General features: G+C 38.7%; 20 protein-coding genes. 8 read left to right on the top strand and 12 right to left on the bottom strand.

Annotated features, from left to right (window positions below; all coding sequences use genetic code 11):
* Positions 1-280: 280 nt before the first annotated feature.
* From DRW42_RS27330 to DRW42_RS27300, 7 genes are all read right to left on the bottom strand, one after another.
* Positions 281-664, bottom strand: a complete 384-nt coding sequence (locus DRW42_RS27330) for a hypothetical protein (protein ID WP_113952035.1) — start codon at positions 662-664, stop codon at positions 281-283.
* 1 nt (position 665) lies between these two features.
* Complete coding sequence (locus DRW42_RS27325; protein ID WP_341866245.1) at positions 666-1,991, bottom strand: ABC transporter permease; 1,326 nt, start codon at positions 1,989-1,991, stop codon at positions 666-668.
* Between the two features lie 3 nt (positions 1,992-1,994).
* Complete coding sequence (locus tag DRW42_RS27320; RefSeq protein ID WP_113952034.1) at positions 1,995-2,633, bottom strand: MBL fold metallo-hydrolase; 639 nt, start codon at positions 2,631-2,633, stop codon at positions 1,995-1,997.
* Between the two features lie 45 nt (positions 2,634-2,678).
* Entirely contained in the window at positions 2,679-3,266 is a 588-nt protein-coding gene (gene gldD, locus DRW42_RS27315; RefSeq protein WP_113952033.1) for a gliding motility lipoprotein GldD, read from the bottom strand.
* A 69-nt stretch (positions 3,267-3,335) separates the two neighbouring features.
* A complete protein-coding gene (locus tag DRW42_RS27310) occupies positions 3,336-4,079 on the bottom strand; it encodes a shikimate dehydrogenase family protein (protein ID WP_113952032.1) in 744 nt (247 codons plus the stop codon).
* 97 nt (positions 4,080-4,176) lie between these two features.
* The gene (locus tag DRW42_RS27305; protein ID WP_113952031.1) at positions 4,177-4,944 is read right to left on the bottom strand and encodes a phosphosulfolactate synthase; all 768 of its coding nucleotides are present in this window, start codon (positions 4,942-4,944) and stop codon (positions 4,177-4,179) included.
* A 60-nt stretch (positions 4,945-5,004) separates the two neighbouring features.
* Entirely contained in the window at positions 5,005-6,408 is a 1,404-nt protein-coding gene (locus tag DRW42_RS27300) for a tetratricopeptide repeat protein (RefSeq protein ID WP_113952030.1), read from the bottom strand.
* Positions 6,409-6,658: 250 nt separating this feature from the next.
* On the opposite strand from DRW42_RS27300, the gene DRW42_RS27295 reads away from it, so the two are divergent.
* Positions 6,659-7,114 (top strand): nuclear transport factor 2 family protein, encoded by a 456-nt coding sequence (locus DRW42_RS27295; protein ID WP_113952029.1) that lies wholly within the window; start codon positions 6,659-6,661, stop codon positions 7,112-7,114.
* 24 nt (positions 7,115-7,138) lie between these two features.
* Here DRW42_RS27295 and DRW42_RS27290 read toward each other — a convergent pair whose 3' ends face one another.
* A complete protein-coding gene (locus tag DRW42_RS27290; RefSeq protein WP_113952028.1) occupies positions 7,139-7,786 on the bottom strand; it encodes a hypothetical protein in 648 nt (215 codons plus the stop codon).
* Between the two features lie 284 nt (positions 7,787-8,070).
* Here DRW42_RS27290 and DRW42_RS27285 point away from each other — a divergent pair, with 284 nt between their 5' ends.
* Genes DRW42_RS27285 through DRW42_RS27275 form a run of 3 tightly spaced genes read left to right on the top strand, consistent with a single transcriptional unit; the run spans position 8,071 to position 13,247 of the window.
* A complete protein-coding gene (locus DRW42_RS27285; RefSeq protein ID WP_113952027.1) occupies positions 8,071-11,181 on the top strand; it encodes a SusC/RagA family TonB-linked outer membrane protein in 3,111 nt (1,036 codons plus the stop codon).
* A gap of 16 nt (positions 11,182-11,197) precedes the next feature.
* Complete coding sequence (locus tag DRW42_RS27280; protein ID WP_113952026.1) at positions 11,198-12,700, top strand: SusD/RagB family nutrient-binding outer membrane lipoprotein; 1,503 nt, start codon at positions 11,198-11,200, stop codon at positions 12,698-12,700.
* Entirely contained in the window at positions 12,690-13,247 is a 558-nt protein-coding gene (locus DRW42_RS27275; protein ID WP_113952025.1) for a DUF1735 domain-containing protein, read from the top strand. The genes DRW42_RS27280 and DRW42_RS27275 overlap by 11 nt, the downstream gene beginning before the upstream one ends.
* Positions 13,248-13,689: 442 nt before the next feature.
* Here the strand turns inward: DRW42_RS27275 and DRW42_RS27270 are convergent, their stop codons facing one another.
* Positions 13,690-16,200, bottom strand: coding sequence for a M1 family metallopeptidase (locus DRW42_RS27270; protein ID WP_113952024.1), 2,511 nt, complete (start codon positions 16,198-16,200; stop codon positions 13,690-13,692).
* Between the two features lie 89 nt (positions 16,201-16,289).
* Positions 16,290-17,171 (bottom strand): TraB/GumN family protein, encoded by an 882-nt coding sequence (locus tag DRW42_RS27265; protein ID WP_113952023.1) that lies wholly within the window; start codon positions 17,169-17,171, stop codon positions 16,290-16,292.
* A 191-nt stretch (positions 17,172-17,362) separates the two neighbouring features.
* Here DRW42_RS27265 and amaB point away from each other — a divergent pair, with 191 nt between their 5' ends.
* Entirely contained in the window at positions 17,363-18,904 is a 1,542-nt protein-coding gene (gene amaB / locus DRW42_RS27260) for an L-piperidine-6-carboxylate dehydrogenase (protein ID WP_113952022.1), read from the top strand.
* 135 nt (positions 18,905-19,039) lie between these two features.
* Here amaB and DRW42_RS27255 read toward each other — a convergent pair whose 3' ends face one another.
* Both DRW42_RS27255 and DRW42_RS27250 read right to left on the bottom strand, forming a co-directional pair.
* Positions 19,040-19,681, bottom strand: a complete 642-nt coding sequence (locus tag DRW42_RS27255) for a GIN domain-containing protein (RefSeq protein WP_113952021.1) — start codon at positions 19,679-19,681, stop codon at positions 19,040-19,042.
* Positions 19,682-19,921: 240 nt separating this feature from the next.
* On the bottom strand, positions 19,922-21,733 hold the full coding sequence (locus DRW42_RS27250) for a DUF4153 domain-containing protein (RefSeq protein ID WP_113952020.1): 1,812 nt from the start codon (positions 21,731-21,733) through the stop codon (positions 19,922-19,924).
* Positions 21,734-21,868: 135 nt separating this feature from the next.
* Between DRW42_RS27250 and DRW42_RS27245 the strand changes: the two genes are divergently transcribed.
* Genes DRW42_RS27245 through DRW42_RS27235 form a run of 3 tightly spaced genes read left to right on the top strand, consistent with a single transcriptional unit; the run spans position 21,869 to position 26,075 of the window.
* Complete coding sequence (locus DRW42_RS27245; RefSeq protein WP_113952019.1) at positions 21,869-24,664, top strand: outer membrane beta-barrel family protein; 2,796 nt, start codon at positions 21,869-21,871, stop codon at positions 24,662-24,664.
* 2 nt (positions 24,665-24,666) lie between these two features.
* Positions 24,667-25,449, top strand: a complete 783-nt coding sequence (locus tag DRW42_RS27240; RefSeq protein WP_113952018.1) for a GLPGLI family protein — start codon at positions 24,667-24,669, stop codon at positions 25,447-25,449.
* Positions 25,450-25,505: 56 nt separating this feature from the next.
* Positions 25,506-26,075 carry a Crp/Fnr family transcriptional regulator gene (locus tag DRW42_RS27235; protein WP_113952017.1) on the top strand — a complete coding sequence of 190 codons (570 nt, stop codon included), beginning with the start codon at positions 25,506-25,508 and terminating at the stop codon, positions 26,073-26,075.
* Positions 26,076-26,343 lie beyond the last annotated feature (268 nt).

The following is a 26,343-nucleotide window of genomic DNA, read 5'->3' as shown; positions in this document are numbered from 1 at the left end:
TAAATAGCTTAAGTTAATAGCATTGGTGGAGACACGAACCAGGGCTTTGGCAACAGACCTTAGTTCTCTAGCCCTGATTGAAGTGTAAAGCCCGGAGTGAGGAACGAACGAGGACTTGGAGCGAAAAGCAGGACTGCTGTATCCGATTAGCAAAACAATTGCGCTGCAAAAAAAAATGAATTGAAAAAGTAGTTTGGTTCGTGGGAAAAGGCTTATAGACTTCCGAAGTTTGCCAATGCTGGGGCCTTAGAAACTTCGGAAGTTTTATCGCGGTGATAACTTATTGCGCGCAAGGCCCGTCGGGGATTTCCTTACTGATTTTAATTACTTTAGTAACGACCAGCGTCGAATCGAAATCGGCAGCAACACTGGCGGTATCTGTTTTGGTGAAATAACCTTCTAATTCAACATAAACCGGTTCGTAAGGTTTTTCGAAGCCTAAATTGCTGTACGAGAGTTCTAATTTTTTTACACTGTCGGTAACCCAAAATTCGCGGGTATCTTCGCACAGGGTAATAGATTTCATTTCCGGACCGAAAGTGTACAGACCTTTTACAACTTTAAGATTGTTTTTTTGTCCCTCGGCTTTATCATTTCTATTACAAGCGGTAAGGGCCACGCCAAGGAGCACAACAAATACGATTGCCTGTTTAAATAACTTCATTTTATATGGATTGATTAATTTGATCGATCTTTTTAACACTCAAATTGGATGACAAAGCAGATGCCAAAAATGAGAAGATCCCTACTGTAACAAAAACTAAAATAAAATCTTTCCATTTTAGCCCGATAGGATAAGAACTTACAAGCGTTTTATTCTCTTCGCCCATTTTAATTAGGCCATAGGTGTGCTGAAAATAGTAAAATATCAGTCCGATGATTAAGCCCAGCACACAACCCGACATGGTAATCATCATCCCTTCGAATAAAAATATGCGTTTGATTAATTTTTTTCCGGCACCTAAGCTGCTCAAGATGGCAACATCCTTCACTTTATCTATTACTAACATGGTTAACGACCCTATGATATTAAATATAGCAATAATCAGGATAAAAGTAAGAATAATATATACTGCCCATTTTTCGGTGTTTAAAATGTGGTAGAGCGATTTATTCTGCTGCGCCTGGTTTTGTACCTCATAATTATTGCCAGCCTTCTCAATCACTTCTTTTTGAAAGTTATCTATATCTACCCCTGGTTGCAGATTGATCTCAATAGCAGACACATTTTTGTCTTCACCCAGCAGCTCGCGGGCAAAATCAAGTGGAACAATAATGCCATTATCAAATTCCTGCTGTACTTCAAATACACCACTTACGCGGATGTTTTTTGCCACGAAATCGTCGGCAGGATTTAAACTGTTGGGAGAAATATTTTTTTTGGGCGAATAAATTTCAAGTTCGGTAAAAGGATCAACCGTATTTACGGCCAGGTAACTTTGCAGGCCCGAACCGATTACCGCATTGTTGCCACTCCGGTTGTGGAGGATAAAATGTCCTTCTTTTATGGTACTATCCAGTTTGGTGTTTTTTAAATAATCAGGACTAACCCCTTTAACCATGCCCACGGCCTGTTTGTTGTTGTATTTTAATAATGCATTCTCCTGTAACACTTCAGTAAAAGCTGCAACATCCTTATTTTTTTTGAGCTGGTTAAAATAAGGGGTGTTTGGATCGAAGGTTTTTCCTTTGGCAGGGGTAATGGCAATTTGTGGGGTAATGGTATCAAACATATTCAAAACCACTGTTTCTAAACCATTAAATACCGAAAGGATAATAATTAATGCCGCGCTGCCTACCATTACGCCCACCATTGATATGCCTGATATCAGGTTAATGGCATTGGTTGATTTTTTGGCAAAAAGGTACCTTTTGGCAATATAAAATGATGTATTCACAGCAGTAAAGATAGGTAAAATGTAAGATGTAATATGGATAACGTAAGATGGTGATTGGGGTAATACCATCATCCATTTTACATTATCCATCATCCATTAAAAAAACGGATTGTGTTGCTTTTCGAAACCAATGCTGGTGGCTGGTCCGTGGCCAGGGTAAACTTTGGTTTCATCAGGTAATACAAAAAGTTTATCGGAAATGTTTTGGATTAATTGCTGATGGTTACCGCCCGGTAAATCAGTACGGCCAATGCTGCCATAAAAAAGCACATCGCCACCCATTAAAATATGATCGGCTTTACTATAAAAGCATAAATGTGCAGGCGAATGGCCTGGCGCAAAAATTAAGCTTAAAGTGCTGTTGCCAAAAGTTATGGTTCCGGTTTCGGGCAAAAAGGTATCAGGTAAGGGAGAAACCTCATAACGGGTAAAACCCATTGATGGTGCGTAACCCGGAATTGCGTTTATAATCGGTAATTCTCCTTCGTGAAACTGTGGTTTTAAGCCATAAGTATCAAAAATGAATTTATTGCCAAAAACATGATCGAGGTGGCAATGCGTATTTAACAGCAAAACGGGTTTAAGATTTTCATTTTTGATGAAAGCCGCCAGTTCGTTCTGCTCAAAACCTTCGTACATACCGGGATCGATAATCACACATTCTTTGGTTTCGTCGTAAAGCAGATAAGTGTTTTCGCTGTAAGCGTTAAAAGTGAAGGTTTTTACTGTAATCATAGGTTTTTAGAAAAAATCCCAACGTATGTCATCAGGACAATGATATTAATTTTTCCACTTAAAAGTGGCAATCAAAGTGTCGATATCTTTTTTAATAAAGTTAACAACGGGAGCAATAGAATCGTATTGTGGCCGCTCGTTAAAATATAAGGCTCCCCTGAAATAATGTTTAGCACTATCGGTTAAAAAGAACTGAACTGACGATGCAGTATTACCTTCAATAGCATAATAAATGCCATAAACCTTGTGCTCAGGATAATGGATTATTCGTTGATCAATTGCACTGGCCTTTATGGTGTGTTTAAAAGCAAGTTTCCGGGCGTCTTCAACCATTTCGTCGTACTCACCTTTGCCCGAAACATCATAATAGGTTAAATGCAAAAAACCGTTAAACTGTTTAAAATGCAGGTTATACCAGTCGTTTTTAGCATCGCGGCTTTTATCCTGTTCTACCGACGCGTAAATTGGGTACCGGAAAGTAAAGGGAACGGGTTTGATAAATTCGGTGTATTCTTTTTTTGGAAATACGATCCTGAAATAACCCTTGGGTTTTGGGCTATAATCGTGATTCTGGCAGGCGGTAAAAAATAAAAGCAATACAAAGGGTAAAAAAATAAGCTGTTTTAATTTCATAATATTTTCTCAAAGATTGCTTCCCCGACATCGAGGCAGGCTGTTCTTCCTCCTCGCAATGACGATAAACTATTTATTCCAGATTGCCCAGGCTTTTTCTGCCTGTTGATATAACATTTCCAGGCCATTTTTAATTGTAGCGCCCTGCTCTGCTGCTTTTGCTAAAAAAGCGGTCTCCAATGGATTGTATACCAGATCGTAAGCCAGGTGTTCGGCGCCAAGTTGGGTATAATCAATTTCAGGAAAGGTATCAACATTTGGCGACATTCCCAAGGGGGTGGTATTGATCAATAATTTATGAGCAGTCAAAATTTCTGCTGTAATATCGGTATATAAAATAGCACCTTCAGTAGCTTTGCGCACCACCACCAAGTATTCGATATTTAACTTTTCCAAAACATATTTCACTGCCTTTGCTGCTCCTCCATCGCCAAAAACCAACGCTTTTGTGTGCTGAGGGCCCAATAAGGGTTTTAATGAAGCTTCAAAACCATAGGCATCGGTATTATAACCTTTTAAATAATTTTCCCCTTCAAAACTTTTAATGGAAATACAGTTTACTGCACCTATTTTTTCGGCAGCCTCGTCTACCTCATTTAAATAACAAAGCACATTTACCTTATGTGGGATGGTTACATTAAGGCCACAGAGCGAAGGGTTTTCGCTTAACAGATCAGGTAGCGATTTAATATTTTCGATCGGGAAAAGTTCGTATTGATGATTGGCGATCCCTTCGTTCAAAAACTTTTCGGTAAAATATTTTTTAGAGAAAGAATGCGATAAAGGATAGCCAATTAAGCCGTATGTTTTCATAAGCGTATTTACGTCATTGCGAGGCACGAAGCAATCTTAATACGATAGAAATGCTACCAATAGATTGCTTCGTGCCTCGCAATGACGGATTTTGTTATTATTTTGCCTGGTTCAGGAAATAGTCGAAAGTATCTCCACGTAATCCCAGGCGGATGGTTTCTAAAGGAATAACTTCTGCAGGAGCAATATTACCAAGGTTAACATTGCTGCCAATAAGTTTAATAAACCAAACCTGCTGTTCTTTTTGAGGTGCTTCCCAGATAATGGTTTCTTCGGGAATCTGGGTTAAAATTTCATCAACCAAACCTTCGCGTACTTCGCCGCTTCCACGGTAAATACCTACGTTACCACCTTCGCGGGCTTCGGCAATTACTTTCCACGAGCCGGCTTCAATTTCTGCCTGCATGAGTTTAATCCATTTATAAGGTGCAAATATCTTTGCGGCATCCTTACTGCCCACTTCCGAAATTACGGTTACCTGTTTGGCCAATTCGCGGATAAATTCACATTTCCTGTCATGTTCAATCTCGATAGACCCATCAGAAACTTCAGCATATTCCATTCCATATTGATCTAAAACACGCTGATAATCCGAAAACTGGTTACGGATGATGAAGGCTTCAAACAAGGTTCCGCCAAAATAAGTGGGGATACCTGCACTTTTATATAAAGCTAATTTTTCTTTAAGGTTTGGTGTTACGTGTGATGTTGCCCAACCTAATTTTACGATATCTGTATGTACGCCGGCAACTTCAATAAAATCTTCAACCTGGCGCAGGCTCAGTCCCTTATCCATAACCATTGTTAAGCCTTTTTGGCGTGGTTTAGCTGGACGTTCGGGAACGTTTAATAATGGATAATTCATATACCTACAAAAGTGAAAAAAATTTTGAGATTTATTTGTTAAATTTTTCTCACGCAGAATTTACCTGATATATCTGTTTATTACGTTTAAAATGGCACTATTATCCTGCAATTGGGGTAGATATTCGAATAATATATAGTGTTTATCTGGATCAGTTGTTAAAGCCGTTTCCAGATAACCCAATGCATCGTTATAACTACCCATCGCAAAAAGATAAGCAACCATGCGATAATACAGTTCGGCAGCTTCTGGATTGTTTTTAATGGCCTGGGCCATCGTTTCGGACGCTTCGAGCAGTTTTCCCTGTTCGTAAAGTACAGTACTAAAATCTAACCAGGCTTCGATATCCATCGGGTTAAATTCCAATACTTTTTCGTAAGCATCGATCGATTCGTCAATCTGACCCAGTTTATAATAGGCATCGGCCATAGCAAACCAGAAATCGGCATTCTCGGCCTCTAAATCGATTGCTTTTTTATAAAAATGGAGCGATTCGAAATAACGTTCCTCAAAATTGAGCGTAACACCGATCCCAAACCAGGCATCAGCCATTTTTGGGTCCATTTTAACCGATTTTTTATAATAAGAACGGGCTTCGTCCATTTTCTCTAGTTTTTCGTAACACTCGCCAATGGCACAATAGGTATCGGCATTGGGTGGTTCGTATTCGAAAGTCTGTTTATAAACTTCAATGGCCTCGTCGTATTTATCCAACTGTACCAGCGCATTCCCTTTATTAAAATAGGCCGAACTGAAATCCTCTTTAATTAAAATGGCATAATCATAAGCATCAATCGCTTTTTCAAAAAGGTTCAGTTTATGGAAACTATTGCCCAGGTTGTACCATGCCGCATACGAATAAGGGTCGGTATCGATGTATTGCTGATAAAACTTAATGCTTTCTTCCTGTTTATCGAGTACATCGTAACAGAAAGCCAGTTCGTATAAACCGTCCTGGTTTTCCATATTCTGTTCTAAACTCAGTTTAATGTAGGTTATGGCATTTTCGTAATCGCTCATGCTTTGGTATACATAAGCCATCTGCAATAAAATCTCATCAGTACTTTCGGCAAGACCCAAAGCCTTTTCGTAGTTTTCAAGCGCCTCATCATAACGTTCGGTATTCTGGAAAATGTTGCCCCTTAACAAATAAATATCCGGTTCGGAAGGCTCTAATAGTTCAGCTTTTTGCAAAGCGATAAAAGCCTTTTCCTGGTTGTTTGTTAAAATGTAAAGATGAGCCTGTTTAATTAAAAAAACAGTAGCGTAAGGGTGTTGACTGATTGCAAAATCAACTACCTGTAAAGCTTTGACCGGATCATTTTTCTCAATGTAAAAATCCACAATGTATTCGAAAGCACCTGCATCGAAAAAATACTGATCCTGGTTGCGGAGCATTTCTTCGTAACGTTCTACCGAGCGTTGTGCGTCTTCGTTGGATTCAAAAAAGAATTCTTCTTCCATATATTATACTATTAAAGAACCGTGCCAATTAGCAGAAAAACACATTATAAGTTTACCAATTATAATTATCCGTTTTTAAAATAATTATTAACATCAATGGGTTAAAACAGTGTAAATAGCTGAATATAAAGCGTATTGACTGTTGTTAAGATGTGTGGATAAGTGATAGATTTTTGCAACATCAGCGGTTCCTTTTCCCTTCTTTTACAAAAATACTATAAATTTATGGGATATACGTAATGAAGAAGTCATGAAAAGATTAGTCATTTTTACCCTGTTTCTGCTGGGTTTTGCTACAATTAGCCTTGCGCAGAACAATGAAGAAAGCGCTGTTAAGGAAGCTGTTAATCGTCTTTTTACCGGAATGAAAACCGGCGATAGTGTTTTAACGCGTTCGGCTTTTGCACCCAATGCCGTAATGCAAACCATTGTAAACAAGGATGGAAAAATAACTGTCCGTACAGAATTGGTAAACGATTTTGTAAAACTGATTGGTACTCCGCACAAGGAAGTCTATAACGAGCGCATTGTGTTTACCAAAATATTAATGGATGGGGCGCTGGCTTCTGTATGGACAGATTATAAGTTTTACGTAGGAGAAAAATTTAGCCATTGTGGTGTAAATTCCTTTCAGCTGGTAAAAGGTGATCAAGGCTGGCAGATTGTTTATATTATTGATACGAGAAGAAAGGAGAGGTGTAATTAGCCACCTTTCCTTTCTTTCAATATTTTATTTTAAGGCATTATAGTATTTAAATACTTTAATCAGATCGTTGCCTTGTTTAAGATCCAGCTGTTCATCCTTAACAAATGCGGTAACTTCATCTTTTCTATCGGTTAAAGCAGAAGCCACATTTTTTGTAGAGGGGTTAAGTTTCTGGATCAGTCCCTCTTTTTTGGTAAAATATATATCCTGTTTTACCATTTTATTTGTTTTCTTTTTTGTGTACCAGTCTTCTGTAACCTCTTTTTTAACCGTGTACTGTTTTAAAAGCGAAATACGTCCTTCAACCAGTGTTTCATAGAAACCGGCTGGCTGAGCCGTGCCCAGTTTGGTAAATAAATGTGTATTACCTACCGAATCGACTAAGGAAAATGATTGCACCGCATCCTGCACAACATAAACATGATCGTTTTCGGTATACTCCAGCTGCTGCGTTTCTAAATTATAGCGCAAATTATTTATGGTTAATTCTTTTTGATCGTCGGTTTTGATTTTTGCGTTGGCCGGAGCATTGTTAAAATAGGCGCTTCCCTCGGTCGATGTTTTTACAACAGACTTTAAAAGTGGTTTTTCGCCCGCACCAACAGTAACATTTTGTGCAAAGGAAAAAGCTGCATGAGTAATGATACAAAAAAATAGAAAAATGCTTTTCATAAATATGATTTTTAATAAAGAATGAGTAAAAATATTGCTTTAAATAATTTTTATCCTTTTATGAGGCGCTGTGTTTTAGGTATTTGTGGTTCAAACTTAGAATTTAAGTAAAAATTCACCTTTTTTAAACTAAAAAATTAGTGTTTTTATAAATTACTAAAACATTTTAGTGATATACTAATCGCAATTTATAACATTTTTAAGATAAAGAAGTTTTTTTTTGATTTATAGCTAAAAAAAACTGTTATTCGGGGATTATTAACTTAAACTAACTACTAAGAACAATGAAAAAACTCGTACTGTGTTTATTCATATTTTTATTTTATGGCATTTTACAAGCTGATGCCCAAAGTAAAAATATCACCGGTAAAGTAATTGCATCGAATGATGGATTACCCTTACCTGGAGTGAGTGTCCGTATTAAGGATACCAAAAAAGCTACTTCAACAGGCTCCGATGGAAAGTTTACCATTAGTGTTAACCCCAATGATGTGTTGCAGTTTTCGTTTATCGGATTTGTAGCAAAAGAAATCACTGTAGGCAGCCAGTCTAACCTGAACATCAGCCTGGAATCTGATGCTAAAAGTTTAAATGAGGTTACCATTTCTACGGCCCTGGGGATTAAGCGTAAACCAAAAGAAATTGGTTATGCTACGCAACAGGTAACAGGTAAAGCATTAACATCAAGCCGGCCAACCAACCTGGCTACAGGTTTATCAGGAAAGGTTGCCGGTTTACAGATTAACCAGGCAAACAACCAGATCGATGCCGGCGACCAGGTAAGGGTTGTACTCCGCGGTAACCGTTCGTTTACAGGTAACAACCAGGCCCTATTGGTATTGGATGGGATTATTGTTCCTTTAAGTCAGTTAAATTCGATCAATCCGAATGATATTGATAATGTAAACATTTTAAAGGGTGCAAATGCTGCTGCGCTTTATGGATCAGACGCTTCTAATGGTGTAATTATTGTAAGTACCAAGAGGGGATCTTCTGAAGGAGGGGGCATAACCTATACTAATTCCACTTTACTAAATCGTTTAAGTTACTTTCCGAAGCTGCAAACAGAGTTTGGTGGAGGTACAGATCAAGACAATTTCGGATTCGGCTTATATACCCCTTTTGAGAACCAAACCTTTGGAGATCGTTTCGATGGCAGCATGAGGCCGCTGGGGCGTGTCTTAGAAGATGGTACTTATCAGATGGTTCCCTATACCTACAAGGACGGAGAAAAAGAAAATTTCTTCGATACTGGGATTGACGAGCAAAATGACGTAACTTATTCTGGTGGAAATGAGAATGGAACAACTTATATTAACCTGCAACGTGTAAACAGTAAAGGTTATGTTCCGGGCGATAAATCGAACCGTACCGCTATCCGCATAAACGGAACGCGCAAACTCAACAAGTTTTTAGCTGATTATTCATTTAACTATACGCAAAGAAACTACGATAAAAGTACCAATCAGGTATACAACAATGTGATCAATACACCAGGGAACGTACCATTATCGGAGTATAGCGACTTAAATTCTAAGTATGGTAACCCCAATGATTACTATAACGACTATTATTATAGTCCATATTTTGGTCTGCAGCAAAACCGCAATAACGAAAGAAGAGATGATCTGTTGGGTAATGTATCATTTACTTACAAGCCTGTAGATTGGATAACTTTATTGGCAAGAGGCGGTTTAAGTACCAAGAATACCCAGGGTAAAGATAAAAATTATGCTTACACCTATTCAGATTTTGCACACCTATCAGGAAAGGGTGTAGCTGCTAACCAATACTTGAAATCATCTGTTAGAGATTACAATGAATTTGAAAGCAGATACACCGGCGATTTTCTTGCAACGGTTACTAAAACGTTTAACCAATTTAAATTTACTGTAATTGGCGGTGCTCAGGTCATCCAGAAAAACTATAAGTACATGTCACAAGCTGGAAATGATTTGGTAGTTGACAACCTTTTTAATATCAATAACCGTACTGGTGAAATTGTTGGTTCAGAAACTGAACGTAACTCTCGTCAGTTAGGTGTGTTTGGAGATATAACCGCTACTTATAACGATTATTTAACTATTCACATCTCTGGCAGAAATGATTGGGATTCCAGATTGGCAAAAAGCAACCGCTCTTTCTTCTATCCGGCAATTGATGCAGCTTTAACGCTAACAGATGCAATTCCAGCACTAAAAGAGAGTAAGGTGATCAGCAACTTAAAAATCCGCGGTGGTATTTCTAAAGTGTATGCAGTACAGATCGATCCGTACAAACTGGTTTCTACTACTAGTCCGGCAGCAAACTTTCCTTATGGTGGTAAGGCAGGATATACTATTGATAACTCTGTTTATGATCCAAATCTAAAACCTGAACAGACGATTTCAAGAGAAATTGGTTTTGATATCGGTTTCTTAAATAACCGCATTACCTTAGAAACTTCAGCTTATCTTCAGAACACTAAAGATCAGGAAATCATCAACGGAATAGATCTATCTGGGACAACTGGTTATACCAACGCGGTAATCAATACTGGAGAGGGACAGAACAAAGGGATTGAGTTTAGTTTAAACGCAGCTCCGGTAATCGGTTTAGCAAATGGGTTTAGATGGAATGTGGGCATAAACTACTCATACAATACCAATAAAGTTTTATCATTATATCAGGGGCTGAACCAACTCAGCATTGGGGATAACAATTACATTGTAATGGGTCAAAGTTTCCCGTCTTTACAGGTAAGTAGCTACCAAACTGACCCGCAAGGGCACGTTATTGTTGATGCCAATACGGGTTTACCTCTATCAAATCCGGTTAATAAGGATTTCGGACAAACCAATCCAAGCACAACAGTGGGAATTAATACCAGCTTTACCTTTAAAAACTTTACGCTATCTGGTGTTGCAGAATACCGGAGTGGTAACGTTTTCTATAATAGTTTTGCAAGCACACTAGATTTTGCAGGTATTAGTTATACTTCTGCTCAGGCTGGTCGCGAACGTTTTGTTTATCCAAATTCAGTTATCCAAACCTCGCCAGGTGTATTTGTGCCAAATACAAATACCACAACTATACAGGGTAACGGATCTTTCTGGTCTGACGGGATACGCGCCAACACTGCATCTAACTACGTGATGAGTGCGGCATTCTGGAAAATCAGGGAGCTTTCTTTAGCTTATCAGGTGCCAACACAGTGGCTACAGGGCAACGCCAAATTTATTAAAAACGCAAGTATTGCGCTGATCGGAAGAAATCTGTTTATGTTCAGACCAAGCGATAACATTTATAACGATCCGGAAATTAACGTGGGGACAGGAAATGCACAGGGTGTGAACAATTTAAATCAAACGCCTCCTACGCGTATTTATGGTTTTACCGCAACCATTGGCTTTTAACGATTAACGAAAAAACATGAAAAAGAAATTAATATATGTATTTACAGTATCAGCAGTACTGATGCTGGGTGCCTGTAAAAAAGGATTTTTAGATATTAATGATAATCCTAACAACGCAACAACTGTTAAACCATCTCTGGTTTTAACAGGGGCTTTGAATAATACAGCCGCCTACACTACAGGTGGGTCTATTTTCTATAGTTTTGCAGCATTATGGATGAATTACTGGATGACACCAGGTGGTGTATCTGGGTGGTATGAAGAACGTTCTTACAATTTCACCACCAACTGGAGCGGCTCTACCACACTTTGGGCTAATCTTTATGATAACCTTAATGATTACGCTTATCTGGAAACCCAAGGTAAAGCCTCAGGACAAAATTTCTTCGTTGCTGTAGCCAAAACAATGAAAGCATGGGATTACCAATATCTGGTAGATTTTTACGGAAACGTACCTTACACTCAGGCATCAAAATCAGTACTTTTTCTTAATCCAAAATATGATAAGGGACAGGCCATTTACGAAGACTTGGCTAAACAGCTGGATACTGCTGCAAATCTATTTAAAACCGCAACAGTTATCCCTGCAGATGCTACGGCAGACATATATGCTAAAGGAAACCTCCAAAAATGGGGCAAATTTGCAAATACTTTAAAACTTAGGATTCTTTTGCGTCAATCGGAAATTCCTGGCAGAGAACAGTATATCAAAGACGAGATTGCGAAAATTAACGCCAATGGATTTGGATATATTGGAACTGGAGAAGGTGTGTTTAATAATCCTGGATATTTGAATGTTTCGGGGAAGCAAAATCCGTTTTGGGGTGTTTATGGTTATGCTGCCAATGGCGACAAAACCTCTTCGCACACCTACATGTTGGCCAGCACTTATGGTATGGATTTCCTCAAGAATAATAATGATCCCCGCTTAGGTAAATTTTACAGTACCATAAACGATGGTGCGGGAAGCACTTATGTAAGTTTGGTTTGGGGTCAGGATGTAAATTTTGATCAAACATTAACCACAGTTTCCGGAATTGGCAAAGGTGTATTAAAAGCATTCGATCAGGCACAACCGATTATTACCGATTTTGAAAGTTTATTTTTACAGGCTGAAGCTGCACAGAGAGGATACCTGACAAGCAGCGCTCAAACCAATTACGAAGCAGCGGTTAAAGCAAACTTTTTATATTTAGGCCTAACTGAAGCACAGGCAGTAACTTATCTTAGTGATCAGTCTGTAGCAACATGGGCCACTAATTCAGATAAAATTGCATTAATCATTAAACAGAAATGGGCTGCGATGAATGGATCTAATGCCATTGAGCCTTGGACAGATTACAGACGCTTGGAACTTCCTGCAGACATGCCGATTTCTATTGCCTCAACAGTAACTACTAAGAAAATCCCGGTAAGAATGTTATATCCACAACGAGAGTATAATACTAACTCTGACAATGTAGTTGCAGAAGGTTCAATTAACCAGTTTACCTCAAGAATTTTCTGGGATGTTAAATAAATTCAGTAAAACGATGAAAAATAAAAATATATTCAAGGGACTTGTTGCAGCATTGTGCGTAATAAGCCTATCTTCTTGTTTGAAAAACAAAAATGAACAACCAGATTTCTCTGCTACAACACCAGTGGTAGAAATTCCTGTTGGTTCGCCTGTGGGTGATGGAAGTATTAATTCGTTAAGCACTCCACTTACTCAGAAGGATACCCCAACCGATTACTTTTTTTATATCAACTACGCAGCCTCAAGCACAAAGGCAACTGACATTAAAGTAACGTTAGCTGTTAATCCGGCCGTACTAGCAGCTTATAATGCAGCACATGCCAATAGCCCTGCATTAGCGATTTTGCCTTCAGATGCTTTTACCATGCCTTTAATTATTACAATTCCTGCCAATCAACGGAGGGTACAAGTGCCGGTTAAATTTGCGAGCAAATCCCTTACTAAGGGCGTAACCTATGGCCTACCGGTAACTATCACAGATGCATCAGGAGAAGTTATCAGCAAAAATTTTGGCTCTGTAGTTATTAAAGCTGCCGTTGCTAATTAAATGCTTACATTCCAAATAATTGGATTGCACAAGAGGGATATGCACGAGCAGCACCTCAGATACAACATTGGTAACGATGTGGCTAATAACGCACTTTTCTACACATCAGTTTAGATAATTTGCAATATATAGCTAATTAACAAGGCCCGTTTGAACTTATCAAACGGGCCTCTTTTATGTTACCTTTCAAACTATAATGTTTAGTGCGGTTTAAATATTATTTTCCTAAATCTCCTTAATCTGGCCTTAACGTTTCGCTAATACACCAAAATATACTTAATGTATGTCCGTAACAAGACGCTACAGACTAGATTGGTTCATAAAAAAAGTCGTCATCTCGACTGAAACGTCCCCAATATTCGGAAGAGAAATCTATCTCGAGGTAGATCTCTCGGCTACGTTGCACTCCGCTCGAGATGACGACTACTTGAAGGAATAAAAATTATTCCTTTTCTAAATCAGCAGCTCCTTTTTTAAACAGTTCGGCCTGTTTGTTCAGGTTTGTTTTAGCATCACCACTGGCTGCAGCGGCCTGTTTTGTTTTGGCCTGCGCAGTGGCAGCATAAGCACCACCCAACTGCTTGTTCAAGTACGATTGCAGTTTCAACCTTTCAATTGCATCGCTGATATTTTTGATCCCTTTTTCGGTAATGGTTGGGTTTGTGTTTGCCCTTAAATATTGAAAATACTGACCGATTACGCCAAAAATTTTATTACGGTCGCCGGTTAGCATAATGTTTTCGTAAAATGCCTGATGCTCATCTTTCGGATCGCTGATGTACAACGATGCAATAGATGGCGCAATGTGGTCTTTCGTATCCGCATCTAAAGCCGATAGAGCAGCAATACTTTCTTGCGGAGCCAGTTTTGCCAAACCGCCAATACCGGCAGCAAGCACTTTGTACGATCTGTCTTTAAGACTTTCCTGCATCAAAGTTTTATAAGTTGGGTCGCCGGTTTCAGATAATTTTACAATCGCAGCCGATCTTACTTCAGTGTCTTTATCCGTTTTTGCCAGTTGAAGCAGGATAGGTAAAGCAGCAGCTTTAATGTTCGCATCTTCCAGGTTAATCCCATCGATACTTAAAGCACGTAAATCGCCCGATTTATCTTTTAACCCTTCCAGCAATACCTGCTGACCACTGTTGGCTTTGCTTTGCATAATAAACTGTAAAGCTTCGATTCTGTTGGCATAACTTGGTGCATTTTTATACTGGAAATAATAGTTTTCGGCTGTTTTATTATCGTTTGTTTCTCCAACAATGATTTTATCCACATCAAAATCAATCAGATCCGGTTTAGCGCTTACTTCGAAACTAAAATCCTGCTCGCGGCTATTAATCAGGATCTCTTTTCTGATTTTTTTACCACCGGCATAAATATCCACTTTAACCGGTAAAGTAAAAGTTTGCACGTTTGTATCCTGAGTTTGTTTCACTTTAATGGTTGCCTTGCCATTTTCGTAACCATAATCGATACTTAAAATCGGGTGACCGCCATTGTAATACCACTGGTTAAAATATGGGCTCCAGTCTTTACCGGTCACATCTTCCATAGCTAAACGCAACTGGTGTGTTTCGCCATTTTTGAAAGCATTAGTAGTTAAGTAGCGGTTAAGCGATTTGTAAAAAGCCGCATCACCCATCTGGTTTTTTAGGGCATACAAAATGATCGATCCTTTTGCATAACTCACATTATCGAACATATCTTCCTTATCGTTATAATAGAAACGGGCCAAAACCGGGCTTTCGCCTTTCTTTGTGGAGCCTAAATAAGATTGCAGTTTTTCGTAGCGTGATTTATCTTCTGCATCCTGACCAGCATCGTGCCCGTGCCAGATCACTTCTCCAAAAGTGGCAAACGATTCGTTCATGGTTAAGTTAGACCACGATTCGGCAGTAACATAGTCGCCAAACCATTGGTGAAAAAGCTCGTGCGCAATGGTTCCTTCTTCATTTCCATCCAATAATTCGCGGTCTGTTTTTTGTACCTGCTCGCCATGTAGCGTTGCCGTGGTATTTTCCATAGCACCCGAAACATAATCTCTGGCCACCACCTGCGAATATTTGTTCCATGGATAATCTACACCTAAAATATTGCTGTAAAACTGAATCATATCGGGGGTTTTCCCGAAAATCTGCTTGGCATAAGGAGCAAATTTTGGCTCCAGGTAATAACTTACTTCTTTGCCTTTATAAGCATCTTTGGTAATTTTGAACTCTCCAATGGCCATCATAAATAAATATGGCGAGTGTAGCAGATCCATTTTCCAGGTATCGGTTCTTGTTCCGTCTGCGTTCGCTTTCTGGCTTACCAGCTTACCGTTAGACAGTGTGGTATATTTGGACTTAACGGTCATCGAAATTTCTTCGGTGGTTTTCTGGTCTGGTTTATCTATTGTAGGAAACCATGCTGACGAAGATTCTGTTTCGCCCTGTGTCCATATCTGGGTAGGTTTGTTTTTGTCGGTACCATCTGGGTTAATGAAATACAGGCCTTTGGCATCAGTTATGGCTGCGCTTCCCTTTACTTTAAGTTCATCTGGTTTGGCCGTATAAGCAATATAAATGGTGTACTTTTCAGCGTTAGTATATTTTTTATTTAGCGTGATGTACAGTTTATTGTCGTTGTAGGTGTATTTAAGCGGTGTGTTTCCCTTAAGTCCAACCAATGCCACGGTTTTAATATCCATTCCTTGTGCATCGAGTGTTAAAGAATCGGTTGGGTAAAAGTGGGGTTTTAAGGTTACCCATTCTTTACCGTAAAGATAACGTTTTGCATAATCGAAAGATACATCGAGTTTGGTATGTACCAGGTCGTTAACCTTGGTAGCAGTTACGCGGTAAACGCTCAGGTTATTCGATTTTTCGGCAGGTTTTTCCTGTGCGAAAAGTGGATTGGCCATAAAAGCCGAAACCAGTATTACCCCACAGGCAATAAATTTTTTATTCATTTTTTAAAATTTAATAAGTCAGTTTTCTCGAAAGCAAGATATTAAGAATTGTGTTATAAATTAATATCCAAACGTAAGTTGCTTTTATTTTAGTTTGTGGCTACAGGCTTAATTGTATAACCTAAAGTTTGCAGTCCTTGTATCAGGCCTTCATTCCCCAGTAAATGGCCTGCACCAACTGCAATAAATAAAGATTGTTTCTCCATTAGTGCCGGGAGTTGATCCAGCCACCTCTTATTCCGGTTTTTTAACAGTTCGTTCATAAATTCCTTATTTTCTTCATCAAAAGCTTTAAAAAAAGTGGTGAGTTTATCTATATCCTGAACTAAATAATAGGTTTTAAGTTCCTGCATTTTTTGTCGGGTTTTAGCTATTTCCCTGATCGATTTTAACAATGCCTTTTTTTGCTTCTGCAAATCGGTATCGAACAAAAGTGCACCCTGATATTCAACCGTTTCTAATCCCAAAAGCGATTTTCCATTTTTTTTCGCGTATTGCTGAAATCCGACATCAATGCCATCCTTCATTCCTTTTTGCGCATCAGGATCATCAAATAATGTAACCATTATCGATATCATGGCAGGCTTAAAATTGTTCATCTGCTTTAACTCAAAATCCGGTTGTTTGCTTTTAAAATAATCCTCAACTTCTTTGTATTCAGCCTTTGTGAGTAAATTGTTCAGTGTATTGTTTTTCATTATTAAAAATGGGGCCAGCTTGGTTTGCATGGTGCTATCCATTAAAATTTCGCCAACCACTGCATCAACCGATTTTAATTTTTCCTGCAAAACCTTCATGGTATCGGCAAATTTTGCATTAACTAAATGATGCGTGCCGAACAGATAGGATGGTTTTTTTAATCCTTTGCCCGAAATCTCCCACAAGAGAGAATTGCTTGCCTTTTTGGTTTGGGCCTGAAGAGCGATGTTAAATCCTATTAAAAGGATAAGGAGTAATTTGATGTTTTTCATTCTTTTTTGAGAGGTTTCATTGAATTGTATTATTCTAAACTACACTATTTTGCAGCGCAATGCAAAAAATACCCAATTATATGCTTCATTTTTCTTTAAAGCATGATATTAAAGATTATGATAATTTAAGCCCCTGAATGTAACCTGCTTTACCTTTATTTTTTGTTTTTTTGTGTAAATCGTTTAAAGATATGACTACAGATATTCAATCCATTTTAAACAAACTGGGCATAAAAGCAGATAATGCAGCCTACAGTACCGGAAGCAATTGGGGCGGAGAAACGAATTCAGGTTCGTTAGAAAGTTTTTCTCCGGTTGACGGTAAACTGATTGCTTCGGCAAAAGTTGCAAGCGCTGCCGATTATGATGCAGTTGTGATTAAAGCGCAATTGGCTTTTAATGATTGGCGGACTGTTCCGGCACCTAAAAGAGGCGAAATTGTGCGCCAGTTTGGCGATGCCCTGCGCGAAAACAAGGACGCTTTGGGTACACTGGTTTCTTATGAGATGGGAAAAAGTTTGCAGGAAGGATTTGGTGAGGTACAGGAAATGATCGATATCTGCGATTTTGCAGTGGGTTTATCGCGGCAGCTTTATGGTTTAACGATGCACAGCGAACGCCCCAGCCACCGCATGTATGAACAGTGGCATCCGTTAGGCATTGTGGGTATTATTTCTGCTTTTAACTTTCCGGTAGCGGTTTGGAGCTGGAACGCAGCACTGGCCCTGGTTTGTGGTAATGTTTGTATCTGGAAACCATCAGAAAAAACACCTTTAACAGCTATTGCCTGTCAGCATATTATTGCAAAGGTTTTTAAAGCGAATGATGTTGCCGAAGGCGTTTGTAATCTGATATTGGGAGATAGGGCTGTAGGTGAACTAATGACCAGCGACGGGCGTGTACCGCTGGTTTCTGCAACCGGATCTACTCGGATGGGCAAAGCCGTAGGTGCTGCAGTTGGTGCGCGTTTAGGTAAAAGTTTGCTCGAACTTGGGGGCAATAATGCCATCATCATTTCTGAACATGCAGATTTGGATATGAGTTTAATCGGTGCGGTATTTGGTGCGGTTGGAACTGCCGGGCAGCGCTGTACTTCGACCCGGAGACTGATTATCCACGAAAGTGTATATGATACTTTTACTTCAAAACTGGTTAAAGCTTACGGACAATTACGCATTGGCGATCCTTTGGATCAGCATAACCACGTTGGTCCGCTGATTGATACCGATGCCGTTGCAGCATATTTAGATTCGATTGAAAAATGTAAGGCCGAAGGTGGCAATTTTGTTGTAGAAGGTAGTGTTTTATCAGGCAATGCTTATGCCAGCGGCTGTTATGTAAAACCTTGCATTGCCGAAGTGCAGAATGATTTTAAAATTGTTCAGCACGAAACCTTTGCGCCGATTTTATACCTGATTAAATATAAAACCTTAGAAGAGGCTATTGCGCTGCAAAATGGTGTGCCACAAGGTTTATCATCGGCTATTATGACCTTAAACTTAAGGGAAGCAGAACAGTTTTTATCAGCCAAAGGATCAGATTGTGGCATTGCCAATGTAAATATCGGTACTTCGGGTGCTGAAATTGGTGGTGCTTTTGGTGGCGAAAAAGAAACTGGTGGAGGTAGAGAAAGCGGATCGGATGCCTGGAAAGCCTACATGCGCAGACAAACCAATACGATCAATTATTCGAATACTTTGCCACTGGCGCAGGGAATTAAATTTGATCTGTAATGAAGAATCGTCATTGCGAGAAGGAACGACGAAGCAATCTATATTGGTCAGGGTTTATAATCCGGATCATCTTTTAAAGCAAAAAAGGCGCTGAATTTAGATTTCAGCGCCTTTATGGTAAAATATATGATAGAGTTAGAATAGTTTTTCTAATAAATCAACCTGAATATCTTCGTAGCGGGATTTGTTGTTGTTTGCCAAAAGTGATTTTCCGGTTAATCTGATATTACTTTCCTGAGCGATAAAACCATCCATATTTATTTTAGATGCAATACCCGAAACAGCCTGGTGAGAATCGGTAGTACCTTCTAATTTTAAAGATGCACCATCTTTCACATTTGTTGATAAACTTACGGTATTGGCTTTAATATCTGCAGATGCCTCATCATTTAAAACTACGCTCAGGTTTAACAGGCTGAAAGTTCCGACAGTGCTTACACTTGCAGTATTTGAAGCTTCGATAGCAGTTAAATTATTTACATGTGCAATAACGGTTAAAGTATTTTTTTCAAAAGAACTGATCCTTAGCTCTGCTCCCTGTTGCTGTACCAAAGCATTTTTGGTGTAATATTGATCGTAAACCTCAACGCTTTCCTTCGCATCCTGAACCAGGATCAGTTTCACATTTCCTGATACCACAATTTTGCTGATGTTTTTTACTTTGGTTATTGCAGTGTAGTTAGCATTACTTTCTGCTGCATTGGCTACAACTGTTGCGCTGCTTAAAGTAACCATTACTAATGCAGCTGCGAATAAATTTTTGATAGAAGTTTTCATGACCTTAATATTTTGTGTTTTATAATCTTTATTTCAAATCCCTAATTATTAGGTGTTTTTGTAATTAAGACTACGGTCTGATGAAAACGTTTCAGCCAGAAACGGGCTATTATACCATGCACTTTTATTTATAGACGAACGCCAAAATAACCTATACGAAAACCCCTTGGCTTTTTGAAATATCGACCAACAAAAAAGGCCGGTTTAATTAAAAACCGGCCCTGGAATAAAAATTTTAGCTCAAAGCTTTTTAATTAGCAGGTAAGTTTTGGCCTCGTTCCAGAAATAATTATCGTGATTATCTTCATAATAAGTACTTTGTAAAGAGGTAACAGTGATGGTGTATTGATATCCTTTAATACTTTTAGAAACACTCATCAGTTTTGCAGGATAGAAGTATTCCTGTTTTTTACCCGCAGCCTTTAATTCACCTTTTTGGTAGGCTTTTACTGCCTGATCGAAAAGCACTTTAAAATCGATATGGAGGGCCGGCTGATTATTTATCGACAGTGAGGCTGTTAAGTTGCTCTTTTCTATTTTAAGATCTGTACCATTAAGACGTATAACACTTTCGTTTGGATACTGATCAATGGCAACGAGGTAATCGTAACCTTTAACGCTCAAAACCTGATTTTCGTCATTCTGCAGGGTTATGCTTGTACCATCATCGTAAATTTTATCATCCTTAACCTTAAAAATAGCCAACGCCGTATCTACTTTTTCTTCTTTCATACTGTAACGGTATGCATTGGAAGTATCGATCTTATCTTCTATTTTACTTAGGTTTTTCTTAGTAAAAGGCTGTAAAGTTTTTAATCCGTGGGTATAAACCAGGTATCTGATTACCGCGGGGCGTTCTTTTGCATCCTCTTTTTTCTTACTGTTCATGATCCTTTTTAAACGGCTTAACTGCGAAAATTTAGAAACCGAAAAGGCACTTTGCGGACCATAAGTGGCCAGAAGCGAAATGATACATAAACTTACCGGGATCACTTTAATATTCTGCTTTTTACTGAATAAAAAATAAATGGTTATGCCTGTTAGCCATAAAGCCAATGCCGTTAAAATATACCTGCTTTCGGTAATGCCGTAATGACCAACCCTTTTCCATACGGCAAGGAGTAAAAGCACCACTAAGGGGATCATCATAACATAAAAGAACCTGGAGAATAATTTAATCCAACTGTTTCCTGCTGTTTCTTTAACAGGATAAACCAGCAGCAACGATAAAATGCCAAATACCGAATAGCCTAAAATCAAACTTGATACCAGCCCTTTAGGCAACTGCCACTGTACTGCTATTTTAAGTTCGTAAACCAGTAAGATGGCCAGATAAATGGTTACAAGTGGGATAAGCACAAACTGTGCAAATATTTTTAAGCCTTTCGGATAGCTTTGATCTTCCTCCAGCAATTTATAATCAGTCGGGATTCCGGCCAAAAAGAACGTTGGACTAAATCCGGCACTTATAATCGCAAACAAAGTCATGTAGGTTTGCCACTTGATATCCACATTAAATAAGCCATTAATGGCAACTAAAGCAATTGCCAGACCTGCATATAGTACGGCTGAATAAAGGGCTGAAGTTAAAAACCTTAGAAAAAGGGCCTTGTTAAACTGCCAAAAACCATTCATTTTTTCATGGCCTATAAATGGGGCAAATGCCACAAGCAAATGAAAAGCAAAGGCAAACAGGAAAATACGGTAAAGATCGGCCGAATAATTAGACGGATCGAGACCAAAATATAGCAATGTACAAATCAGCACACCACCAAGCCGAAACAACCACTTTTTGATTAACGGATACTGGTTCCGTTCCGAAATTAAATCGAGTGCCAATACAAGTGTAAGTGCAAGGTTTAAAATGGCTATCGCTTTTATCAGATGATCTTTGAGATTTTCGTTTTGATCCGAATGGTACCGGTAATCTGAAACTCGGATATAATAACACCAGCAAACAGTTGCAGCAACTGCAAAGATAAATTGCAGTGGAAAACGCTTTATGACGGTTAAAAATCCCCGATAAAGCTGTTGGAGAGAAGGTAATTTCATCTGATTTTTTATTAAAGATAGATTGTTTTGCGTGCTGCTGTTAACAATTGGTTATTTTTTGTTAAAAAAAGTTAAAGTATAGCTGGCAACTAATATATTAGTTTTATATTCGGGCAACAAAACCAAATCCTATCTATGACACGTCTATTACTCTCGTTGTGTTTTTTAGTATTGCTTAGTTCATACTCAAAAGCACAGGGCCTCCATACCATCAAGGGTCGCACGATTGATACTGCCTCTACCACCCTTTTATCGGGCACTTCGGTTGCCGTTTTAAATGCAAAAGATTCTACGCTCGTAAAATTTACCCGAACAACAGAAAACGGTTCTTTCGAATTAAGCGGGATCAAAAACGGGAAATTTATCCTGTTGGTATCTTATCCGAAATATGCCGATTTTGTGGATCATTTCAGCCTCGATTCAACAACACAGGTTAAGGATTATGGAAAGATCAATCTTACCGGAATGGCTAAAATCCTTGCCGATGTAATTATTAAAGGAAACCGTACTGCCATAAAAATTAAAGGCGATACCACCGAGTTTGATCCAAAAGCATATAATATAGAACCCAATTCGAAAGTAGAAGACCTGATTAAACAGTTTCCGGGTTTCCAGGTTGATAAAGACGGAAAAATTACCGCCCAGGGCAAAACCGTTCCAAAAGTATTGGTAGATGGTGAAGAGTTTTTTGGCGATGACCCAACTTTGGTAACCAAAAACCTTCGGGCAGATATGGTAGAATCGGTTCAGCTGTATGATAAAGCCAGCGATCAGGCCAGTTTTACGGGTATTGATGATGGCGAAAAAACCAAAACACTGAATATCAAACTGAAAGAAGATAAAAAGAACGGTTATTTCGGTAAGGTACAGGGCGGTTACGGAACCAAAGATTTTTACCAGGGACAGGCGATGTTCAACAAATTCTGGGGCAAGAAAAAATTCTCTGCCTATGGTATTCTGGGTAATAACGGAACCGTAGGTTTAGGCTGGGATGACCGTGACAAATACAGCGGATCGAGCGGTTTAACGATGACCGATGATGGCGGAATGTATTTTAGCTATGGCGGTGGTGATGATTTCGATTCGTATGATGGCAGGTATAATGGTCAGGGTTTGCCTGTGGCCAGAACAGGTGGTTTGCATTTCGATAATAAATGGAATAAAGACAAAGAATCGATCAATACCAATTACAAAATCGGGTCGATCAGGGTAAAAGGTAACAATAGCGTAATCAGTCAGAATAATTTATCATCGGGTACGCAGTATACCAACTCAAATGAAGATTTCGATAAAGATATGTTCAGACAGAAACTGGATGTAACCTACGAATTAAAAATAGATACTACTTTAACCATGAAGGTAAGCGTTGATGGTGCCCTGAAAAAAAGCAATTCCACAAACAGTTTTAAAACAGAAACAACCAATGCAACTAATGATATTTTGAATTCATCAAAAAGAGATTTAAGTAACGAAGTGGATGACCAGAATTTTAATATGAATGTGCTGTTTACCAAAAAGCTGAAGAAAAAAGGCCGTACTTTATCATTAAATTTAAATCAATCAATAAATAAAAGCAATGGCGAAGGTTATTTGAACTCACTTAACACCAGTTTAAAGCAAACAGGTTTAGTAGATAGTTTAACCAACCAGTTAAAAGAAAATGATATTACCAACAATTCCTTTAAATTAAATGCTGCTTATACCGAACCCCTCTCAAAAACCTTAACCTTAGTGATGAACTATGGTTTAACGTTAATGAACGGAAAATCGGATCGCAGGTCGTTCAACCAATCGGCTAGTGGCAGATATGATATTCTGGATACGGTATACAGTAATAATTTTGAACTGAACCAGACCATTAACCAGGGAGGTGCCATTTTTAATTATAAAAAAGGTAAAACGGTAATTAATTTCGGATCGAAATTTAGCGGGGTAAACTTTAAACAGGATGATGTTTACCACAACCGTACTTATATCCGCAACTTTGTAAACTACATGCCACAGGCATCTTATCAGTACCGTTTTTCCCAGCAAAAATCATTCAGGCTTAATTATAACGGTAACACCAATCAGCCCTCACTTGATCAGCTGCAACCGGTTAGGCTAAATAACGATCCGTTTAATGTGGTAGAGGGAAACCAGGATTTAAGACCTTCATTCAGGAGCAGTGTTAATGCAAGTTATAACTCTTATAAGGTTTTAACAAGTCAGTCTATTTGGCTAAGTGCTTCTTATAGTTTTACTGCAAATCCGATCATTAGCGATGTAACAACCGATGGTGTTGGTAAAAGCACTTACCGTTACATCAATTACAACGATAAAATGCAAACGAATTACTACCTGTACGGACAGTTTGGTAGGAAAGTAAAATTCCTTAATATGGATGTTGGTGTAAATGTGGATGTAAATGGGAATTCATCATACAATTTTATTACTGTCGACAAAATCAGGACATTGAATAACACCAAAAATTATACTTATGGCGGAGGTTTAAACGTTTCGAAATACAAAGAGAAAAAGTATAATTTTTATGTGCGGTTTGGCCCAACATATAATATTTCGAGGGTAAGCGTAGGCTCCAACAGCGATGGTATAGGATATAGTGGCTATTTTTACGGGAATTTACAGTTGCCTGCCAAATTCGAAATATCTTCGGATGGAGATTACCAGTACAACGGTAAAACGCAGGTGCTAAACAAAAGTTTCGAACGTTTTATCTGGAATGCATCGCTGGGTAAAAAATTCTTTAAATCCGAAAACTTAAAATTCTCTTTAACTGTGAACGATATTTTAAACCAAAATGTAGGGTTCAACCGTACGGCAACCAATACCTCCATCAGCGAAACACGTAATACCACCATCCAAAGGTATTTTATGTTCTCGGTATCGTGGGATTTCAACAAAATGGGCGGCGTTAAAACACAAAAATAACCATGAAAACTATATTAAAATATATCATCTTATTTGCTGTTATTTTCATCAGCAGTGATCTTTTTGCACAGAATATCCACTTTATACAAAATGGGGTAATCGAATACGAAAAAAGATCAAATATGTATGCTTTGATCAAGAAGAAGATCAATAAAGACAACGAAAGTTATCTGAACGAGGCTTTTGAGCAATATAAAAAGAACAATCCCCAGTTTAAGGTTGCCAAAAGCACTTTAAATTTTACCAGGGATAAAAGTTTATACAAGTGGCCGACCGTGGAAGAAACGGTAAATAACAACTGGCTGGCATCTGATGTACTGGCGGATCTAAAAAATACCATTGCCACAAATTTCGACCTTCAAAACAGTGTTACCCAAAAAAGTGTTTACGAAGATACCTACCTGGTTAAAGATAGCGTGCGTAAAATAAACTGGAAAATTACCGACGAAACCCGCGAAATTGCAGGTTACGAATGCCGCAGGGCAAATGCCGTTATTATGGATTCGGTTTATGTGGTGGCTTATTACAGTAATCAGATCGCGGTTTCTGGCGGACCAGAATCTTTTACAGGTTTACCCGGAATGATTTTAGGTTTGGCTTTGCCGCACGAAAACGTAACCTGGTTTGCCACTAAAGTATCAGAAGTTACCGTACCCGAAAAAGATTTAACAGCACCCACAAAGGGAAAACCGACCGATAATAAAGGATTGAAAGCAATATTGCTTGGTGCAATGAAAGACTGGGGCGAATATGCACATCCTATTTTTAAGGCCTTTTCACTTTAGCGCCTTTGTTTATGTTCTTATAATTATGCCTATTTTAGCATAATCAATAGGATAACATGTACAGTGCACTTTATAACCATATTAATAGATTTATAGATTTGAGTACCGGTGAACAGGAGATTCTTGCACCGATGCTCAAATCTTTTTCCGTTAAAAAGAAAGCCTTTTTGTTAACTGAAGGACAAACCTGCAGGGCCAATTATTTTGTGGCGAAAGGTTGCCTGAGGCTTTATTTTATTGATATTAAAGGTGCGGAGCAAACCACACAGTTTGCCATCGAAAACTGGTGGATTACCGATCTTACCAGTTTCCTGTTCCAGCAACAAACCGAGTTTTATATCCAGGCGGCAGAAACAACCGAAGTAATTGCCATTGAACACCATCATTACGACGAAATGTTCCACAAACTGCCCAAACTGGAAAGGTATTTCAGGTTAATTTTACAAAAAAACCACCAGGCCTCGCAAAGGAGGATAAAGTTTCTGTACAGTCAAACCGCCGAAGAAAGATTCCGCCATTTTAATAGTTTGTTCCCCGAATTTGTACAACGTGTACCGCAATATATGCTGGCTTCTTACCTAGGTTTTACACCGGAATTTTTGAGCAAGATCAGGGCGAAGAAGTAATTCACATTTGGGCCAAGGAGGCCTAACTCCGTGGTTCGTGTCTCCACGAACCACTAAGCCACTAAACCACTAAGCTGTTATATACGATATGTTGTTTCCGCACATCCGTGGCTAAAATAGTATATTTTGTGTTAATCCGGTGATTCGTGGAGACACGAACCACAGCGGTTGAAATAGTTCACATTTGGGCCACGGAGGCACAGATTATCACCGAAATTTTAACACCGTGGTTGGTGTCTCCACCAATGCTATTAACTTAGTGTTATAA

Origin of the sequence: Pedobacter miscanthi (genome assembly GCF_003315595.1) — a bacterium.
Classification (GTDB): Bacteria; Bacteroidota; Bacteroidia; order Sphingobacteriales; family Sphingobacteriaceae; genus Pedobacter; species Pedobacter miscanthi.
The sequence above is the reverse complement of the archived record's forward strand: the minus strand, read 5'-3'. Positions and strand labels throughout refer to the sequence as shown.

Excerpts from the sequence above, each read along its gene's own strand:
- gldD (WP_113952033.1), bottom strand. The coding sequence starts at position 3,266 with ATGAAATTAAAACAGCTTATTTTTTTACCCTTTGTATTGCTTTTATTT.
- DRW42_RS27325 (WP_341866245.1), bottom strand. The coding sequence starts at position 1,991 with ATGATGGATAATGTAAAATGGATGATGGTATTACCCCAATCACCATCT.
- DRW42_RS27250 (WP_113952020.1), bottom strand. The coding sequence starts at position 21,733 with ATGAAATTACCTTCTCTCCAACAGCTTTATCGGGGATTTTTAACCGTC.
- DRW42_RS27275 (WP_113952025.1), top strand. The coding sequence starts at position 12,690 with ATGTTAAATAAATTCAGTAAAACGATGAAAAATAAAAATATATTCAAG.
- DRW42_RS27285 (WP_113952027.1), top strand. The coding sequence starts at position 8,071 with ATGAAAAAACTCGTACTGTGTTTATTCATATTTTTATTTTATGGCATT.
- amaB (WP_113952022.1), top strand. The coding sequence starts at position 17,363 with ATGACTACAGATATTCAATCCATTTTAAACAAACTGGGCATAAAAGCA.
- DRW42_RS27265 (WP_113952023.1), bottom strand. The coding sequence starts at position 17,171 with ATGAAAAACATCAAATTACTCCTTATCCTTTTAATAGGATTTAACATC.
- DRW42_RS27270 (WP_113952024.1), bottom strand. The coding sequence starts at position 16,200 with ATGAATAAAAAATTTATTGCCTGTGGGGTAATACTGGTTTCGGCTTTT.
- DRW42_RS27255 (WP_113952021.1), bottom strand. The coding sequence starts at position 19,681 with ATGAAAACTTCTATCAAAAATTTATTCGCAGCTGCATTAGTAATGGTT.
- DRW42_RS27295 (WP_113952029.1), top strand. The coding sequence starts at position 6,659 with ATGAAAAGATTAGTCATTTTTACCCTGTTTCTGCTGGGTTTTGCTACA.
- DRW42_RS27290 (WP_113952028.1), bottom strand. The coding sequence starts at position 7,786 with ATGAAAAGCATTTTTCTATTTTTTTGTATCATTACTCATGCAGCTTTT.
- DRW42_RS27280 (WP_113952026.1), top strand. The coding sequence starts at position 11,198 with ATGAAAAAGAAATTAATATATGTATTTACAGTATCAGCAGTACTGATG.
- DRW42_RS27245 (WP_113952019.1), top strand. The coding sequence starts at position 21,869 with ATGACACGTCTATTACTCTCGTTGTGTTTTTTAGTATTGCTTAGTTCA.
- DRW42_RS27235 (WP_113952017.1), top strand. The coding sequence starts at position 25,506 with ATGTACAGTGCACTTTATAACCATATTAATAGATTTATAGATTTGAGT.
- DRW42_RS27310 (WP_113952032.1), bottom strand. The coding sequence starts at position 4,079 with ATGAAAACATACGGCTTAATTGGCTATCCTTTATCGCATTCTTTCTCT.
- DRW42_RS27300 (WP_113952030.1), bottom strand. The coding sequence starts at position 6,408 with ATGGAAGAAGAATTCTTTTTTGAATCCAACGAAGACGCACAACGCTCG.
- DRW42_RS27320 (WP_113952034.1), bottom strand. The coding sequence starts at position 2,633 with ATGATTACAGTAAAAACCTTCACTTTTAACGCTTACAGCGAAAACACT.
- DRW42_RS27240 (WP_113952018.1), top strand. The coding sequence starts at position 24,667 with ATGAAAACTATATTAAAATATATCATCTTATTTGCTGTTATTTTCATC.
- DRW42_RS27330 (WP_113952035.1), bottom strand. The coding sequence starts at position 664 with ATGAAGTTATTTAAACAGGCAATCGTATTTGTTGTGCTCCTTGGCGTG.
- DRW42_RS27305 (WP_113952031.1), bottom strand. The coding sequence starts at position 4,944 with ATGAATTATCCATTATTAAACGTTCCCGAACGTCCAGCTAAACCACGC.